At 61.8% G+C, this 17,057-nt stretch carries 8 protein-coding genes; 7 read left to right on the top strand and 1 reads right to left on the bottom strand.

What is annotated here, in order from left to right:
- Positions 1–206 precede the first annotated feature (206 nt).
- The 3 genes from AB4Y34_RS14845 to AB4Y34_RS14835 all read left to right on the top strand — a co-directional run bounded on the left by AB4Y34_RS14845 (position 207) and on the right by AB4Y34_RS14835 (position 2,958).
- A complete protein-coding gene (locus tag AB4Y34_RS14845) occupies positions 207–1,079 on the top strand; it encodes a phytanoyl-CoA dioxygenase family protein (protein ID WP_368716434.1) in 873 nt (290 codons plus the stop codon).
- 42 nt (positions 1,080–1,121) lie between these two features.
- Positions 1,122–2,267, top strand: coding sequence for a LacI family DNA-binding transcriptional regulator (locus AB4Y34_RS14840; protein ID WP_176384496.1), 1,146 nt, complete (start codon positions 1,122–1,124; stop codon positions 2,265–2,267).
- Between the two features lie 59 nt (positions 2,268–2,326).
- Positions 2,327–2,958, top strand: a protein-coding gene (locus tag AB4Y34_RS14835) for an IS6 family transposase (RefSeq protein WP_368716433.1) whose coding sequence is annotated in 2 segments (ribosomal slippage) — positions 2,327–2,425 and positions 2,428–2,958 — 630 coding nt in all. Because the reading frame shifts where the segments join, the coding sequence is not laid out codon by codon here.
- A 236-nt stretch (positions 2,959–3,194) separates the two neighbouring features.
- On the opposite strand, the gene AB4Y34_RS14830 is transcribed toward AB4Y34_RS14835, so the two are convergent.
- Positions 3,195–5,165: a transglycosylase SLT domain-containing protein gene (locus tag AB4Y34_RS14830; RefSeq protein WP_368716432.1), complete on the bottom strand. Its 1,971-nt coding sequence runs from the start codon at positions 5,163–5,165 to the stop codon at positions 3,195–3,197.
- A gap of 656 nt (positions 5,166–5,821) precedes the next feature.
- On the opposite strand from AB4Y34_RS14830, the gene AB4Y34_RS14825 reads away from it, so the two are divergent.
- From AB4Y34_RS14825 to AB4Y34_RS14810, 4 genes are all read left to right on the top strand, one after another.
- Positions 5,822–6,649, top strand: coding sequence for a BMP family ABC transporter substrate-binding protein (locus tag AB4Y34_RS14825; protein WP_368716431.1), 828 nt, complete (start codon positions 5,822–5,824; stop codon positions 6,647–6,649).
- 147 nt (positions 6,650–6,796) lie between these two features.
- Positions 6,797–8,002 carry an ATP-binding protein gene (locus AB4Y34_RS14820; RefSeq protein ID WP_368367466.1) on the top strand — a complete coding sequence of 402 codons (1,206 nt, stop codon included), beginning with the start codon at positions 6,797–6,799 and terminating at the stop codon, positions 8,000–8,002.
- A gap of 929 nt (positions 8,003–8,931) precedes the next feature.
- A complete protein-coding gene (locus AB4Y34_RS14815) occupies positions 8,932–9,606 on the top strand; it encodes a response regulator transcription factor (RefSeq protein WP_176384521.1) in 675 nt (224 codons plus the stop codon).
- Between the two features lie 778 nt (positions 9,607–10,384).
- Entirely contained in the window at positions 10,385–16,879 is a 6,495-nt protein-coding gene (locus AB4Y34_RS14810; protein ID WP_368716479.1) for an autotransporter outer membrane beta-barrel domain-containing protein, read from the top strand.
- Positions 16,880–17,057 lie beyond the last annotated feature (178 nt).

Here is a 17,057-nt window from a genome sequence, read left to right as displayed (position 1 = left end):
TTGAATCTAAAACCTGTTTTTGCGCAAAGTCAATCAACCTCGGGTAAACATGCACAGGCTCTATAGCTGTCACTTTTTCGCTCGAGTTCGGACTTGCATAGTGGAAACCCGGATGTATCTATCGATCCCCGCTTGCTATAAATCCGCTCAACGAAACGTTTCGCTAAACGTTTCGCCAGCTAACGAAATTGACGGAGACCCGACTCATGTACACGAGACAGGCGATGCATGAACTAGACATCAACGACAAGTTGACCAGCGAGCAGGTGAAGGAACTCGACGAAAAAGGATTTTTCGTCGTCGAAGACGTGCTGAGCCCGGACGAGTGCCGCTCGATGGCCCGCGAGTTTGAGCGGCTCCATGAAGCCGAGCGCCTCACGGGTGGACATGAAGTTCACGTCGAGCCCGGTGCGCGGCGCGTGTCGAACATCTTCAACAAGACGTCAGTGTTCGACAAGTGCCTGGAACTGCAGCCGGTGTTGGCCACAGCCCACAAGCTGCTGGGGGAGATCAAGGTGCATGGCGCCAATCTCCGCGATCCGGTGAAGGGATTCGGTCATCAGCAATTGCACGCCGACGTGCCGAAGCACTTCGAAAATGACTGGTGGGTGGTCAATGCCGTCATCCTGTTTGACGACATGACGCTGGAAAACGGCCCCACCCGGGTTGTACCCGGGTCGCACAAATGGGCACCGATTAACGTGCCTGTTGTTAACCAGGGCGACTGGGAGCCCGGCCCCATTTCCGAAGAAGATCGCAAACGGATTCCCGCCGATCTGGACGCACCGTATCCGGGTGAGGTCTATCTGACTGGTCGGGCTGGCACCGTCTTCATCATGAACGCGTCGGGCTGGCACAGCGGCACGCTCAAAAAGAACGACGCAAACCGCCGGGTACTGCATCTCACGTATACTCGGCGTGACCTCCCGCAGCAGCTCGTCCAGCTCGACCATCTCACCCCGGACCTGTACGAGCGGATGTCACCCGCACAGCGGTTCCTCCTCGAAATCGAGCCGCCCCGTACGCCGGACGGCATCTTGCGGCAGCCGAAGCGCGAGCATGCGGGATGGTGGAACTGAACGAACAGGAAGCTCGGGGCACAACTGCATGGCGAGAAAATCATGGCAACAATGAAGGATGTCGCACGTCTAGCGGAAGTAAGTCTGGCGACCGTCTCGGCGGTCCTGTCGGGATCCACCTACGTGAGTCCGGATCTCACGGAGCGCGTGCGCGTCGCTGTCAAGGCGTTGGGTTACGCGCCGAACACAGTCGCGAGCAGTCTGAAAAAGGGCACCACCAAGCTATTGGGCCTGGTCGTCCCGGACATCACGAACCCATTCTTCACCGAGTTCGTGCATTCCATTCAGAAACGCGCTCACGTCCAGGGCTACTGTGTTCTGTTGTTCGACAGCGATCGGAATCTTGAACAGGAGCATGCCTATCTCCGCATGCTCCGCGCCCATCTGGCCGTCGGCACGATCCTCTGTGCATCGGCACCGGAAGAAGCCTACGACAAGGTTCGTTCGGAGATCGGCATCATGCCTGTTGTAACGGTCGACCACGTGGTCTGCCCCAACGAGTGGGATTCGGTTGCTCTCGATAACGTTGCCGCAGCACGCCTTGCAGTACAGCACATCCTGGAATTCGGCCATCGGCGCGTCGCAATCATCTCCGGTCCGCAGAACCTGCTGCCTGGTCGTGATCGCTTGCGCGGCTTCGCCCAGGCGATCGCAGCCGCGAATCTGCCGGTCAATCCCGACTACGTGAGACAGGGCGCATTCGGCGAGCACGACGCCTATACCGCGGCGCTTGAGCTAATGGATCTCCCGGAGCCGCCGTCAGCCATCTTCGTGGCCAATAACCAGATGCTGATTGGCACGATGCGGGCATTGGCGGAAAAGCATCTCGCGTGTCCCGCGGACGTATCAGTCACCGCGATCGACGATTTTCCATGGGCGAACGCTTTCTCTCCCGCACTGACCACGGTCCGGCAGCCCGTTGACGCGATGGCCGAAGCGGCGCTCAACATGCTGCTCGAGCGCATCAGGGGGGACGAGCGAAGCCCTCGGCATATGGTATTTCCGCCGGAACTGGTCGTGCGTCAATCGTGCAGCAGTCCAGCGGCGTTCGGCAAAACGGAAAGTCAAGGAGCCGCCCGGACTGCAAGCGCGACGGCACGCGACAGTTCCGACAAAAAGTCGCGCGTGAAGAAGACGGATTTAGCGGGAACGGAAGGAAACATCGATCTTCCGACGGCTGCCCGCTGACTGGCATACATATGGTCGTGTCGCATTAGCGCGGGGACGCGAAAATGCGCGTCTGACGGATGTGCGTGCGCTGGTACGTGGCCTATGGGCTGAGCCTGCGAAATCTGGAAGAGATGAGGGCTGAACGCGGCATCGATGTCGACCATTCAACCGTGCATCGCGATGGGCCATCAAGCTGCTGCCCGCTCTGGAAAAGGTGTTCCGGGTCCGCAAGCGTCCAGTCGGCAAGAGCTGGCGCGTAGATGAGACGTATATCAAGGTCAAGGGACAGTGGAAGTACTTGTACCGGGCCGTGGACAAGGCGGGAGACACGATCGATTTTCTGCTGCGCGCGCATCGTGACAAGGCAGCGGCGAAGCGCTATTTTCAGAAGTCGATCGAGCATAACGGCGAGCCCGAGGTAGTGACCATCGACAAGGGCGGAGCAAATCTCGCAGCGCTTGAGGCCATCGACGCCGGGCGCCAGACACCGATCTGGATCCGTCAGTCCAAATACCTGAACAACATAATCGAACAAGATCACCGGGCGATCAAGCGCCGAACCCGCCCGAGGCTGGGGTTCAAGAAATTCCGCTGCGACAGCATCCCGTTGGGTGGTATTCAAATAATGCACATGATCGTCAAGGGACAGATGTATGACGGCGGGATCGATCAAACTCCCCCACAGCAGTTCTATTCACTGGCGGCATAACCGTTCCTTACCATACCGGACTCTGTCGTCCGGTCAGCCTTACCGCGACAAAACCGACCCGTTTCATGAAGGCAGCCACGTGTCCACGCAGAACATGGAGTTGCAGATCTTCTTCCGCTCATTGGAAGCGCGTCATCCTCCGCCTGATCCTCAACTTAAGTAGGACTGCCGGTAGCGGCGCTCCCGGGATGGCTCTTGGTTTTTATCCGTGCGGTCAGCGCGGAAGCGTTGCTATGTCATCGGGGCTCGACATGACCAAGCAGCTCCATCAGCGATTGCGGGCGGCCATCAAACAACGCCGCGTAGTAGACCGTGTTCGACAACACATTCTTGACGTAGTCGCGGGTTTCGTTGAACGGAATGGTCTCCGCGAAAATCGCGCCTTCCACCGGACGCGGGAGGTTGGCCTGCCACTTGCGCGGGCGTCCAGGGCCGGCATTGTAGCCGGCGGTCGCGAGTACGGCCGAACGGTCAAGCTGGTTGTAAATCATCGACAGATAATACGTGCCGAGCAGGATGTTCGTGTCGATCTCATTCATCCTCGCCCGCGAGTTCGGACCGAGCCCGATCTTCCTCGCGACCATCTCCGCGGTTTCCGGCATCACCTGCATCAGGCCACCCGCGCCAACCTCCGAGCGCGCGCTGATGATGAAGCGCGACTCCTGGCGAATGAGGCCATACGCCCATTCGATACCGAACCCGGTGGACTGGGCATGTCGCTCGACAATCGCGCGGAACGGCGCCAGATAGCGCAGCGAAAAATCGTGCTCGGTCTGCGTCCTGTCGGCGGTGCTCACCGTCCGGTCGTAGAGCTCGATGCGGCGTGCGTACTCGGCGACTGCGAGCAGTTGCCGGTCGGTCATGCCGCGCAACTGCCAGTTCCACTCCCGGTTGCCTTCCGTGCGCAGGTTCAGCGCATAAAAGCGTTTTGCCAGTTCAAAGCCGGGTGTCTGGCCGGCCTTCTTAACTTCTTCGTCGGTCACTTTGATCTGTGGCGGAATCACGATCTGCTGGCCGAGCGCCTCGGAGGCCAGTTGGCCATAGAAGGTGTAAGTTCCCGCGATCTTCCCGAATTCCTGGTTCGCCGCTGTCACCTCGCCGGCCTGTTTCAACGCGCGTGCGTACCAGTAGACCCACGGTGGTTGTGCGCGCAGTGCGGCCGGCATCTGCTCGATCGACCAGCGCACCATCATCCAGTCTCCTGCCAGCAGCGCGCTACGCGTGCGCCACTCATAGGCCTGGCTCGACAGGGGCGCGTTCGCCGACAGCCGGTACCAGTCCACCGCGCCTGGTAGCTGCCGGGTCGCTGCCTGATACGCAATCGTGCCCCAGCCGATAGCGCGTTCCGCCAGGGTGAGCGCCGGTGCGATCGCGGTGAAGATGGCTGCGGCCGCTGCCGGATCGCTGGCCGCCACCTGCGTGATGGCGAGCAGCGCGAGTTGATGTGACGCCGCGTCCATCGGGACGCCTTTCGCCAGCAGCGCGCGCGGCTGGTTCCTCGCCTGATCGAGCCGCAGCGGATCCGGGCGTGCCGTGCCCAGCGCATCGACCAGTCTGCGGCCGGTCCTCGTCGCGCCTTGTTCATAGGCCTCGCGAATCTGCTGCCAGACATCCTCCGGAGTGAACTGGTGATTACCGTCGAGCGCGGTGATCAGATCGACGCAGCCGTCGCCGTACCACTTCGGCTCGACGAGCAGCGCGCGCGCCGCGTCGGCGACGTTTTCACCCCGCGCGGCGCGCGACTCGAGCGCATAGCAGTTCACCTGCGTGTCGTCGTTTAGGACGAACAGGGAATATTGGGAATCGAAATCCTTCCAGTCGTGGCGCGCGCCCAGCACGCGCAGGTAGTCGTTGCGCAGACGGTCGGCAATCGCCTGTCCGTCGTAGCGTTGCAGAAACGATAGCACCGGTACGTCCGGCGCATCGAGATTCGCATGCCCCGCGCCGTTGAACAGACGCGGCTTGATCTGAAAATAGCTGAGATAAGCCGGCGCTGGATAATTTCGGATTAGGCTCGCCATCTGCGCGGCACGCCCGGGATCGTTGTCGCGGGCGGCGTCACGCAACTTGATGAAAATCTGATCGTCAGCGGCAAGCGAGGAGAGTCGGGTGGGATGTCTGGCCACCGCCGTGCCAGACACGACGAACGTCGCGGCGGCAAGGGCAAAGCCGATCGCGCGAGACGCCCGGTGACGTCGTGTGGACATCGCTGTTCTTACCTTGTTTCAGTGCAGAAAATTGAGCCAAAGCTTAGGCCGCAATTCGGCGAAGCGATGCTTCGAAAAAGACTGGACGGAGCCCGTAATTCGGCGCTTTGCGAGCCGGATGGTTGCCTGCACCACGCACGCGGAGGTGGTTCGCAACCTGCGTACAAAGGAAGCCGTGCGCTGGATCACCACGCCGCTTGATTGCGTTGTCGCGAGATCGTGGCGGGGGCGCCGTCTCACGCATCTAATTCCAGCCTAATTCTCAAGGGGGAGAATTCGTTCCGCAGCACCTCCCGAGCGCTGTACCTTCAGCTTGGTGTGGAATAGCCGCAGCCCGGGTCTAAAAATCTCGACTACTTAATTGTCGATGGTTGGTGACCTTATCTGAGTGGAACGCAGTATGCCATTCGCTTAACCTGACAAAGCCGGCAAAAGCCCACAACCAGCTGTTGGTGCGACCAATCGCTCTTGACGTTATCTTCCGCGCCTGCATAGACTTTGGACGTATTCAGGCCAGTTCTTCAGAACATTGACTATCTGAGGAAACGCATAGAAATCCTGCCCGAATGAAACCGGCCCCCGTCAACGAGCGACGTCGCGTTGCCTGTTCGCTGCTCGCACTGTCTGCGTTCGCCCCGACCGCACTCCGAGGCGCGATGCATGCATCCGTTGCAGGCACGGTTAGCAGATGGCCCGTGTTGCTGTTCATTCCCTACGCCGGAAGCGATCTCGGATTCAGCGAAGCCGCATATCGCGGCTACCTCCAGGTCCGCCACAACGGCTACCGGATGACCGTCGTGCGCGATGCCGACAGTCTGGGTGCCGCGCGAATTCTCACGGTTATCGGCCGCCACTACACGGCAGGTGTACGCGGTTTCATTCTGGCAGGCGCTGAACTGAGCGCAGTCACCGCAACGGCCGCAGCACAATACCCGCAAGCCTATTTCGCGACCTTGTCGGGTAAGGCGAGTGGCCCCAACGTCGTCAACTATTGTCTCGATTGCAAGAGCCTCGGGGGCGCGCTTGCTGGTGCTGTTGCCGCGAGCGTGTCGAAGACGAAGACCGTCGGCTTCGTCGGCGGCGTAGAGTCTGTCGACGGTACGGAGGCGCAAAGCTTCAGGCAGACCGTACTTGCCAAGGCGCCCGACGCAACGGTTCTGGTAGATTGGGTCGGCAACTGGGATGACCGCCGACGCACGCAGCAGTTGACCGTGCAGCAGATCGATGCCGGCGCCGACGTACTCGTTGCAGATGCAAATGACGCGGTGATCGTCGCGGCCGCCCGCCATCCGCGCGTCCGCGTGATCGGCTGGATGGCCGATGCATCCCGTCGGTACGGAAACGTCGCGGCGAGCGTGATCATCGACACGAGCATCATTTTCCGGCGTTTCGTCGATGGAGTGGTCGCGGGCCGATTTGAGGGCGGCGACTACCCCGTCGTCGATACGGACAAAGTCTGGAAGATCGTGTGGCCGCACGGGTAACCGCTGGTATACGCTGAACTCGATCGCATGAGCTCGTTGAAAAACCAGATTACTGTAACGTTGATCGTACTGGTCACGGCAGTCGGCCTCATCGATGCGTATGCGTCGTATTGGCTGTCGCGCAAGCACATCGGCGAACTGCTCGACGTGCACTTGCAGGGCGCCGCTATCTGGCTGTCCGCCGGCAACGTCGGCGCGATAGGCTCACACGGTCCGCCGCAGCACTCCGTCGACGGCTTTGTCGGGCAAATCTGGAGGAGCGGCGACGCGGCGCCAACGGATAATACCGATCCGGAGCTGCTATTCGATCGCAATGCGCCGGACGGATATTCGATCGAGAGTATCGGCGGGCATGCCTATCGCATTTACACGTTAAGAAAGGCCGACGGCCAGTACACGTACCAGGTCGGACAGCCGGTGGCGTTCCGCGAAGAAACAGCAAGGCATGCCGCGCTCGAAAGCCTGATACCCACGCTCATCCTGATTCCACTCGTCTGGCTCGCTATTCCCTTTGTCGTCAACGCGGCGTTCGCGTCGCTGTCGCGTGCAGCGGCGCAGTCGGAGTTAGTCGGCATTCGGCATCTCGAGCCTCTCGATATATCGGGCGTGCCGGACGAGGTACGACCGTTCGCGGCGTCGGTCAATCGGATGATTGCCCGGCTTCAGGTTGGTATCGACGCTGAGAAACGATTCGTCGCCGATGCCGCGCACGAGTTGCGCACGCCTATCGCTGCGATGCAGTTGCGCGTCGACAACCTCGTCAACGCTCCCGACGAGGCGGCACGCTCCGAGCGTCTGCGCGAATTGCGCGAGGCCATCGCTCGAGCGTCGACGATGATCCGACAGCTTCTCTCGCTAGCGCGAGCTGATGCACAGCTCGATTTGACAGCAATCGAGACAGTGGATCTGTCCCAGTTGGTTCAGAAGCTCGTCGCGGATTTTCTGCCGGTTGCAGATGCACGCTCGATCGATCTTGGTGTAGGGAGGTTCGAGAGCGCGCAAGTTGAAGCGCGTGAAGGAGAATTGCGTATGGCCGTGCGCAATCTGCTTGAGAACGCACTGCGCTATACGCCTGCCGGCGGAACCGTCGACATCGATCTGTTCCGAAGCGCCGACGACTTGGTGGTGCGCGTGACCGACAACGGACCGGGCATTCCGGAAGCGTCCTTGGACCGGGTGTTTGATCGCTTCTTCCGTCTGCGTGCGGAGGATTCGGAAGGTAGTGGTCTCGGGCTTTCGATCGTCAAATCGGTCGTGGCGAAGTACCGGGGTTCTATTTCGCTTGCAAACCGCAGCGATGGACATAGTGGTCTGATTGCTACAATCGTTCTGCCGGCGCGCGGCACTATGTAGGAGAGTGGGCCCTGAATGGCACCGGGTCACGGGTTTCGGTCGGGTAGCGGCGTAACGCTAATTCTCATCAAATAGACACCATACATACTGGCATTGTGACTACGTTCCTGTCAGGTAGCCTTCTCTGAGCAGCGAGTTGCTCGCAGCTCTTTTGGTGATGCCTGCGATCAGTGCGATCGCAGTAGCGACTTGCGGCGAGCGCTTTAGAGATGTTCTAAGGATTATCGCAACCCTTTACAGTACATCTGTCGATCCAATGGAAATGGATCGAATCTTGAAGACATAAGAAGATTGGAATGTATTTCTGACGTTGCTTTGATGTCACGTGTCGGGGAGTAGCGTGATCGAACGTCGGTAGACGCCAATCATCGCGGCGAGGGAAGGGCACTGGCGGCGCAGCGGGCGCATGCACAGGTCGGCTGACTTCATCCGCAGCCGTGCATCGCGACCGACCCCATTTAATAGTCCCGAGGAAGGGCCGTTCCGTCGATTCTCATTCCAATCTCATTCTTAGGATCTAAAATATTTCCTGAGACGAAGATTGCGGATTGGCGGGCTGAAAAGCGCCAGTGCGGAGTGGATTTCGGGAGTTATTGCGAGGGAATCCCTAGTGCAAGATCGTCGCCTACGCGGGAGGGACAACATGCTTAATGTGTATTTACTGCCCGTCGGTTCCGAGGATAGTGAGTGTTCAGCCACTTGTGGAAATCCGGAGCGATACAGCCTCATCAGTTCCGGCATTCTCGAGTGGTTCAGAAAGTTTTTCCCGCGGAGAGCCTATTCGCCTGATGCGAAGCTTCCGAACCGTTGAGAAAAAACCGGCGCATTACGCATGAATCGCAAATCGCTCAGGCGTGAAACGCGCCCGCGGAAGTAAGTTCCTTGCCTTGCGCCCAACGACAACGCTCCATTGCCGTGGACATTGCACTATGCGAGTGCTCATAGTCGAAGACGACCTGCAGATCGGTCAAAGTTTGCTGCGCGCGCTTCAGGATGCGGAGTACAGCGTCGACTGGGTCCGCGACGGCAATGCCGGCAGCGCGGCCATCGCTGCCGTTGAATATACGCTGGTCTTGCTCGATCTTGGTTTGCCCGGCATGGGCGGCATCGAATTGCTGAAGGCGGCGCGTGAGAAGGGGAGCAAGGTACCCATACTGATCCTGACCGCACGTGACGATCTTGACGTCCGGGTCCAAGGGCTCGATTTCGGCGCTGACGACTATGTTCTCAAGCCCTTCCACCTGCCCGAACTGCTCGCGCGGATTCGTGCCGTGTTGCGTCGCAGGGCAGGCTTTGCGTCGTCGCGTCTAGGCAATGACACGTTGAACCTCGATCTCGACAAACGAACTCTATGCTGCAACGGGGTGTCATCCGTTCTGTCGGCGCGCGAATTCGCATTGATGTTCGCGTTCCTTGAGCGCCCCGGCACTATCCTTTCGCGAGATCAGCTCGAGGGGAAGCTTTATGGTTGGGGTAAGGAAGTCGAGAGCAATGCGGTCGACGTGCTGATCCACGGTGTACGCAAGAAGTTCGGACAGTCTGTGATTCGCAACGTGCGTGGCCTCGGCTGGACTGTGACGCTCGGCGAATCGCCCGCCGTGTGACCGCGCGTTTCGGCTACGTTCCCGTACGACGGCGATGTCAATTTTCCGGGCTCTTGTTGGCGGAAAAAAGCGAATCTCCAATTATTCTTCTTCGGAGCACTTGTGATGATCGGAGACCCCCGAAGAAAAGCATAGTTCTGCGTCGCTCAGGAAGCAGCCATTCACATATCGAATCGTGCTAATCCATACTTTCGTAAACATTACGCCGTTGCCGGTCTTGCCGGCCGATGTTCAGCAGAACACGTTCGCCCGGTCACCGTAGAACACCAACCGGCTTGCCATAGCGCGACGCCCGCCGTGGAAGCGGAGTCCCAGGCTCGAAATTCGCGCCGCGCTCTTCAGCTCCTCGATATTCGCATTTTTGTTCCATTGAACAAAGCCCGGCTCGCGGCACCTGATGTTCCCTCCTACTAATGGTTATCTAAGTTATCACGCGCACTATGCAACCTAAGCGCAACGGATTGATGTCTTTTCAAACGCGCATTGGGTGCCTCGGCACGCTGGATCGTGATATTTATTATGAAAACATTCAACCATATTAAGTCGCTTTTAAGTTTCATGATTATGTGACCATGCAAGGCTTATGGCGGAGCGGCTTCCGCTAATGACGATGAATCCGAGTCCGAGTTGGCTTCGAAAAAGGCGCTTGAGGATGAACGGATCAGCCCATTTTGCCGGCCTTAATCAAGTTGGAAAACCTCCGCCGAAATATTCCGGCGAAAGTTAGAAATTAATCAATCTCCTGGGCAGCGCTCAATTTCGTAGGCATCACTTGCCAGTGCCGGCATGCGGTCATTCGTCGTGTCCAGAAATCGGATTTTGTCCGATCGAGCCGGGTCGCCAGAAAAACCAGTCTCTGTGCGACTCGCAAACAGATTCGATGTCTTTTTCAAAAGACTGCAACCCGTTGTACCTGTTATTGCGACAGAACCGAATGAGGAAGACCGTGTACATATTCAAGCATTCATCGCATTGTGAGTCTGCGCGGACATTGACGTCGGCGCTTTGTTTTGAGGATTGCTGCGGCCGCAAGCGTCGGACCGTGGTTGCGTTGGCCTCTGCCGTAACGTCGCTTGCCGCGCTGTTTGTTCCGGTTGCTGTGCGAGCCCAGTGCAACAGCAGCGCCGGCCCGGCGCTGCCAGCGGCGCCGGCACAGACCAACTTTTCCAATCAGTCGTTTGGCGCAGCGCCGCTTCCCCAGTACTACCTGAACGCCGCGGGGCAGGCGGGATGCAAAGGCGCCGACGACGGCTCCTGGAACGGAGTGGGCCAGGATGGCTTCGCCGGTCAGTCGGGTGGTTCCTTTAACAGTGTCAACAGCGGAATTACGGTGAAGGGGGGATTCGCGCCGACCTTCATCAGCCCCACTATGGGAGCGGGATGGTCCGTCGACGGTGGTGATGGTGGTGCTGGCGGACAGGGCGGTTATGACGCCAATGGCTCCGCCCACACGGGAAACGGCGGGGCGGCAGGCAATGGCGGCGCGGTCTCCGTGCAGTTTAGCGGCACGGTTGGTCCCGACCCGAAAGGTGTCCTTCCGGAAGTTGCGCTCGACGTGGAAGCCAATGGCGGCACCGGCGGAGTGGGTGCCGTGTCCAATGCCCAAGGTACTGAGCCGCTATACGGCGGCAACGGCGGAGCAGGGGGGCGGGGTGGTCAGGCAGCGCTTAACGCCTCCGGCAGCATTCAGTTCTATGGTGTCGGCCTGCGAGCGTCCGCCCTGGGCGGGACCGGCGGGGTAGGTGGCAACTCGCCCACTCCGGGCGATTTGGTTGTAGAAGGCCATGGAGGCAAGGGCGGCAACGGCGGCAACGGCGGTACCGCGACGCTTGCCTTTCAGAACGGCAGTCTGACCGCCAGCACCACGGCAGGCCAGATCTTTCCGATGCAGGCCGACGCCGATGGCGGTACGGGCGGCAGCGCTGGTGGCGCGTACGGTGGAAGTGGCAGTTTTGGCGGGACCGGCGGCAACGGAGGTGACGGCGGCACAGCGAGCGCGGAACTCGGCAGCGGTGGTCAGATCGTGTTCTCCGACCGGATGCAACCGGCGAACAGTCGGTATCAGCCGGGCAGCGGCGTAACCGCCAAGGCGAACGGCGGAGCGGGCGGGGGCGGTGGCACTGCCATCGACGGCTCATTCCGCAATGAGGGTGGTGTGGGCGGCAACGGCGGAATTGCCGGCAGCGCCAGCGCCACCGTCCTTGGTTCCATCGATTACACCGCGAATGTTCCGGCCGGGCAGTCTGCTGCCGGGCTGATCGGGGGTGAGGGGGTGCTGGTGCAGGCCAATGGAGGCGCCGGCGGTATCGGTGACGGCGCCCAGAGCACTGTCGTGGGTGAAGGCGGTGATGGTGGTAAGGCTGGCGCTGGCGGGAAGGCTTCGCTGACCCTTGGAGACGCGACGAACACGGCGACAATTAAAACGAACGGCCCATATACACACGGCGCGTTGTTGCAAAGTGTCGGAGGCGGCGGGGGCAATGGCGGTAGTGTCAGCTTCGCGCTGGCCGGCACGGGCGGTGCAGGTGCCGCGGGCGGCGATGGCGGCGCGGTCACAGTGAACTCGGACCACGCCTTTGTCACGGTCGGCAGTCAATCAGGCGTAGGCAGCATCCCGCTGATCGCGCAAAGCATCGGCGGTGGCGGCGGAAGCGGCGGCGACGCCAGCGGCGTCACCGCTGGCGCGGGCTTCGAGATCGGCGGCAACGGCGGCCAGGGCGGCAATGGCGGCGCGGTGAAACTCGCGCTGGGCCAGAACAGCGTGTTTGGCAGCCTCGACCAGAGCGGCGGAGCCGGCATCCTTGCGCAAAGCATTGGCGGCTCCGGCGGCAATGCCGGCAGCGCGACGTCGAGCGGCGGGGGGCTGATCACCATGGTGATCGGCGGTGATGCCCACGGTGGCGGCGCGGGCGGCCAGGTCACCGTTGACAACGCCGCACTCGTCACGACCTACGGCGACCACGCAGCCGGTATCAAGGCTCAGTCGATCGGCGGCGGTGGCGGCAATGGCGGCAACGCTACAGCGTTCACCGTCGGCGGCCCGCTGTCGAGTTCGGTTGCCATCGGCGGACAAGGCGGCGGAGGCGGCGCGGCCGGCGCGGTGTCGCTGACCAACACGGGGCAGGTCGTTACGTATGGTTCGGACGCCGAAGGTGTCGTGCTGCAAAGTATCGGCGGCGGCGGCGGCTCCGGCGGCAGCGCCACGGCGCGTGCCGTTGCCGCATCGGCCAGCCCAAATATTCCTTCGATCAGTGTCAGCGCCGCTATCGGCGGCGCCGGCGGGACCGGCAACACCGGCGGCAACGTCACGCTCGATAATTCCGCCCTGATCACCACTGCGGGCGACAGCGCGACCGGCGTTTTCGCGCAGTCCGTCGGTGGCGGCGGTGGTACGGGCGGCGACGCAACCGCCGCGTCCTACTCCGCGTCGCCTGCCAAGGGGTCGTCCCTGTCGGTCTCCGTGGCTCTCGGAGGCAGCGGCGGCAGCGGCGGCACGGGCGGCGCCGTCAACCTGGAAAACTCCGGGCTGATCGCCACCTTTGGCCAGGACGCCCACGGCGTGTTCGCACAGTCAATTGGCGGTGGCGGCGGCAATGGCGGAACGGGGGATGCCTCGGCAACGGCGGCTAACGCCAAAGCCAGCTTCAGCGCGTCAATCGCGGTGGGCGGAACGGGTGGAACCGGGGGGACGGGCGGCACGGTCGGCCTGACCAACGACGGTTCGATCACGACGCGCGGCGACGGCGCCGATGCCGTGTTCGCCCAGAGCGTGGGCGGCGGCGGCGGCGCAGGCGGCGGTGGTACCGCTGCGGCCAGCGGCGGCAAGGATGCTATCGCCGTGGGTGTTGGCGGCAAGGGTGGCGTCGGCGGCGACGGCAACACGGTGACGACGATCAACAACGGCAACATCGTCACCCGCGGCGCGGCCTCGACCGGCATCTTCGCGCAAAGCGTCGGCGGCGGCGGGGGCAAAGGCGGCAAGGGCGCGGCGGCCGCGGGCGGCAGCGGCGGCCTCGACACGATCTCCAACGCCCAGACCCTGTTTGGCATTCTGGGTCAGGGCCTCGGCCTCAACCAGAATGTGCAGAACCTGGGCAACAACATCCTGCAGGTCGGAGTGCTCGGTGAAAAAATCAAAGCGACTTATGGTGATCTGGAAAAGCTCCTCACTCAGCCGGATGGGGTATCGAAAGTTCTGGGCACCGTGAACCAGATCAGCGTCGGCGTGGCGGTCGGCGGCAGTGGCGGCGCGGGTGGCTTGGGCGGCGCGGTGAATGCCAGCAACACCGGCGCGATCGGCACCTATGGCGCGCAATCCCACGGCATCTTCGCGCAGAGCGTTGGCGGCGGCGGCGGCAGCGGCGGCGCGGCGAGTTCGACCGGCAAGTCGAACAATGATTCGAAGGTGCAGGCCGCGGTCGCCGTGGGCGGCAGCGGTGGCGCGGCGGGCTCGGGCGGGGCGGTGAGTGTCGTGCAGAAGGCAAATGGTGCAGTCGAGACGCAGGGGGTGGAAGCGTTCGGCGTGTACGCGCAGAGCGTAGGCGGCGGGGGCGGCAACGGCGCGATGTCGGGGGCGGTCAGCGGTTCGCTGAAAAGCCTGTCGATCGCCGTGGGCGGCAATGGCGGAGGCGCCGGGAATGGCGGCGACGTGAGCGTCAGCAACGGCGGCACGGTCACGACACTTGGCAAGCACAGCGTCGGCATCCTCGCGCAAAGTATCGGAGGCGGCGGCGGTGTCGTGACGACCGCAAGCAGCGATGAGACATTCGATCCTTCCAAAGCCGTCCAGAATCCGCAGGGACGGATCGCCGACATCTACGGGGTGACACTGAGCTTCGGCGGTCAGAACGGCAGTTCGGGAAATGGCGGCGGCGTCACTGTCAACACGCAAGGCAACGTGACGACGAGCGGGCTTGACGCGCACGGTATCGTCGCGCAGTCGATCGGCGGCGGGGGCGGGTTCGTGGTGGGCGGACAGATCAACACGAGCACGCTCGTTGGCGCCGGGGGCGCGAGCGGCAATGGTGGCAACGTTCTTGTCGTGGACACCAACAACACTGTCTCTACCACCGGCGACGGTGCGTATGGGATCGTCGCACAATCGATCGGCGGTGGCGGGGGCTTTGCCGGCGACCCGTCCGCCCCGAACTACTACGATGACAATACGAGCGGCACGGTATTCGCCAACAGCGGCAATGGCGGCACCGTCAACGTCATCGTGGCAAACGGCGGGAAGGTCGTGACGACCGGCCGGTACGCGCCGGCAATCTTCGCGCAATCGATCGGCGGTGGCGGTGGTCTGGTGGCCTCCAACAACAACTCAAGCACGCTCGGCCCGCTGCATGATGTGGCACGTGGCAGCGCGGGTGGCGCCGGCGTGGGCGGCCTGGTCGCCGTCAACGTCAGGGATAACGACACGGTCATGGCCACAGGCGTCGGGTCCGCCGGCATCCTGGCGCAAAGCGACGGCCAGAAAGGCGGGCAAATCTCGATCCACCTGGCGCCCGGGTCGAAAGTCATAGGCGGCACGACCGATCCCAATTTCCGGACCTCCCCAATGGGGGGATTGGACCCGGAGTTTCGCGACGCTGCCGCCGTCCGTCTGATTGGCGGCAATAACAACATCATCACCAACCAGGGCACCATCCAGACCTTAGGCAAATACGCGATCCTGGTGGACCCCACGCTGTATGGCGAGGCGTCCGCCACCACCACGGTCAACAACTCCGGCACTATCACCGGTGACATCCACGTCCTTGGTGGCCCCGGCAACAGCGTTGTCAACAATCTGCCCGGTGGCGTTATCGACACACCGGCCACGTTGAACGTCGGAGGCGGCACGGTGAACAACGCCGGTACGCTGAAAGTCGGCGGCGCGAAGTCGGTCGGCAATACGGTTCTCACCGGCAATCTCGTGCAGAGTTCGACGGGCACGCTGAACGTACAGATCGATCCGGCCAACAAGCGGTCCGGTCTGCTCAACATCACGGGTACCGCCGCGCTTGCCGGCAAGGTGCAGGCCGATCCGGCGAGCTATCTCAAGAGCACGACCACCGTGCTGTCGGCGGCCGGCGGAATTCGGCCGGATGCGGCGCTCGCGGGTTCTTCTACGCCGGTCTACCGCTTCACGCCACTGGTGCAGGGCAACACCGTCGCGATCAAGACCGATGCGGACTTCGTCGGTGCGAGCAAGGGGGCTTCGGCCACGCAGCAGAGTGTCGCAGCCAACCTGGACCGGTTGTGGAACAGTGCCGATCCTACCTTTGCACCCATCTTCGGAGCCTTCGGTAGCGCCGGTAGCACGGCGGGCTATGCCCAGACGCTAACCGCCGTTTCCGGCCAGGAGTTGCTCGGCGTTGCCGCTGCGCGCTACCAGTCTAGCCAGGCATTCTCGCGCTCTGTCTTCAGTTGTCCAGAGTTCGGCGACGACGACACCACCGTGAGAAAGCAGGGCTCCTGCGTGTGGTTCCGCGCCACGGGCATGTGGGAAAACCGCAGCGCCGACGCTTCGTTCCCAGGTTTCGGCTGGCAAGGTACGACGCTGAAGGTTGGCGGGCAGGTCCAGCTGCAGCCCGGCTGGTTCCTTGGTGGCGCCATCGGCTACGAGACAGACCGCTTCACCGGCAACGACAACCTGACGAGCGCCAACGGCAACGCGCTTCTTGGCGTCGTCGCGCTCAAACACGAGGTCGGGCCGTGGACTTTCAGCGGTGCGGTGGACGCCAGCTACGGCTGGCTGAACAGCTCGCGCGTGATCCCGAGCGCCAATGCGGTGGCGACCGCGTCTCCCAATTCGTTCAATCTCGGAATGCACATGCGCGCGGCCTATCAGATTCCGTTCGGCCGTTTCTACCTGGAGCCGGCGCTCGACGGCGACCTGAACTACATCAATCTACCGGGTTACACGGAGAGCGGTGCGGGCGCGCTCAACCTGAAGGTGAATAGTGCGAATAGCGTCATTGCGACCGGCACGCCGAATCTGCGGATCGGGACGCGCGCGCAGATCGGGTCAGCGACAGTCGACGCTTATGTCGGCGCCGGGGTGAGCTTCATTGCAGGCAATAGCTACATGACCAACGCCTCGTTCGCCGCTGCCCCGGGTTTCGGCAGCTTCACCAATACGCTCAGCAATGCGCACGTTGCAGGCAGGTTTTCCGCTGGGGTAGAGGTCTATACGACCAAACGTCTCGATGTGCGTCTGCAGTATGACGGCGTCGTTGCCGCGCACGAGGTCGAGAATGGCGGCCAGATCCGGTTCAAGTACCGGTTCTGAAAAAAGTTCGGGACCCGGACAATGCAGCAAAAGCCATAAAGCGTAGTTGGATTGGCGACGAGGATGCGCTGTCGCAAATCCGGTTCGGGTACCCAGTGCGCGAGTTGATTCAACACGCGCGCGTCGTCGACGTGACGGAATGGGCTTATGACGGTCGATTTTTCGCCCGGCTCGTGTT

The sequence above is a fragment of the Paraburkholderia sp. BR10954 genome (genome assembly GCF_040965775.1).
GTDB classification, from domain to species: Bacteria; Pseudomonadota; Gammaproteobacteria; order Burkholderiales; family Burkholderiaceae; genus Paraburkholderia; species Paraburkholderia youngii.
The sequence above is the reverse complement of the archived record's forward strand: the minus strand, read 5'-3'. Positions and strand labels throughout refer to the sequence as shown.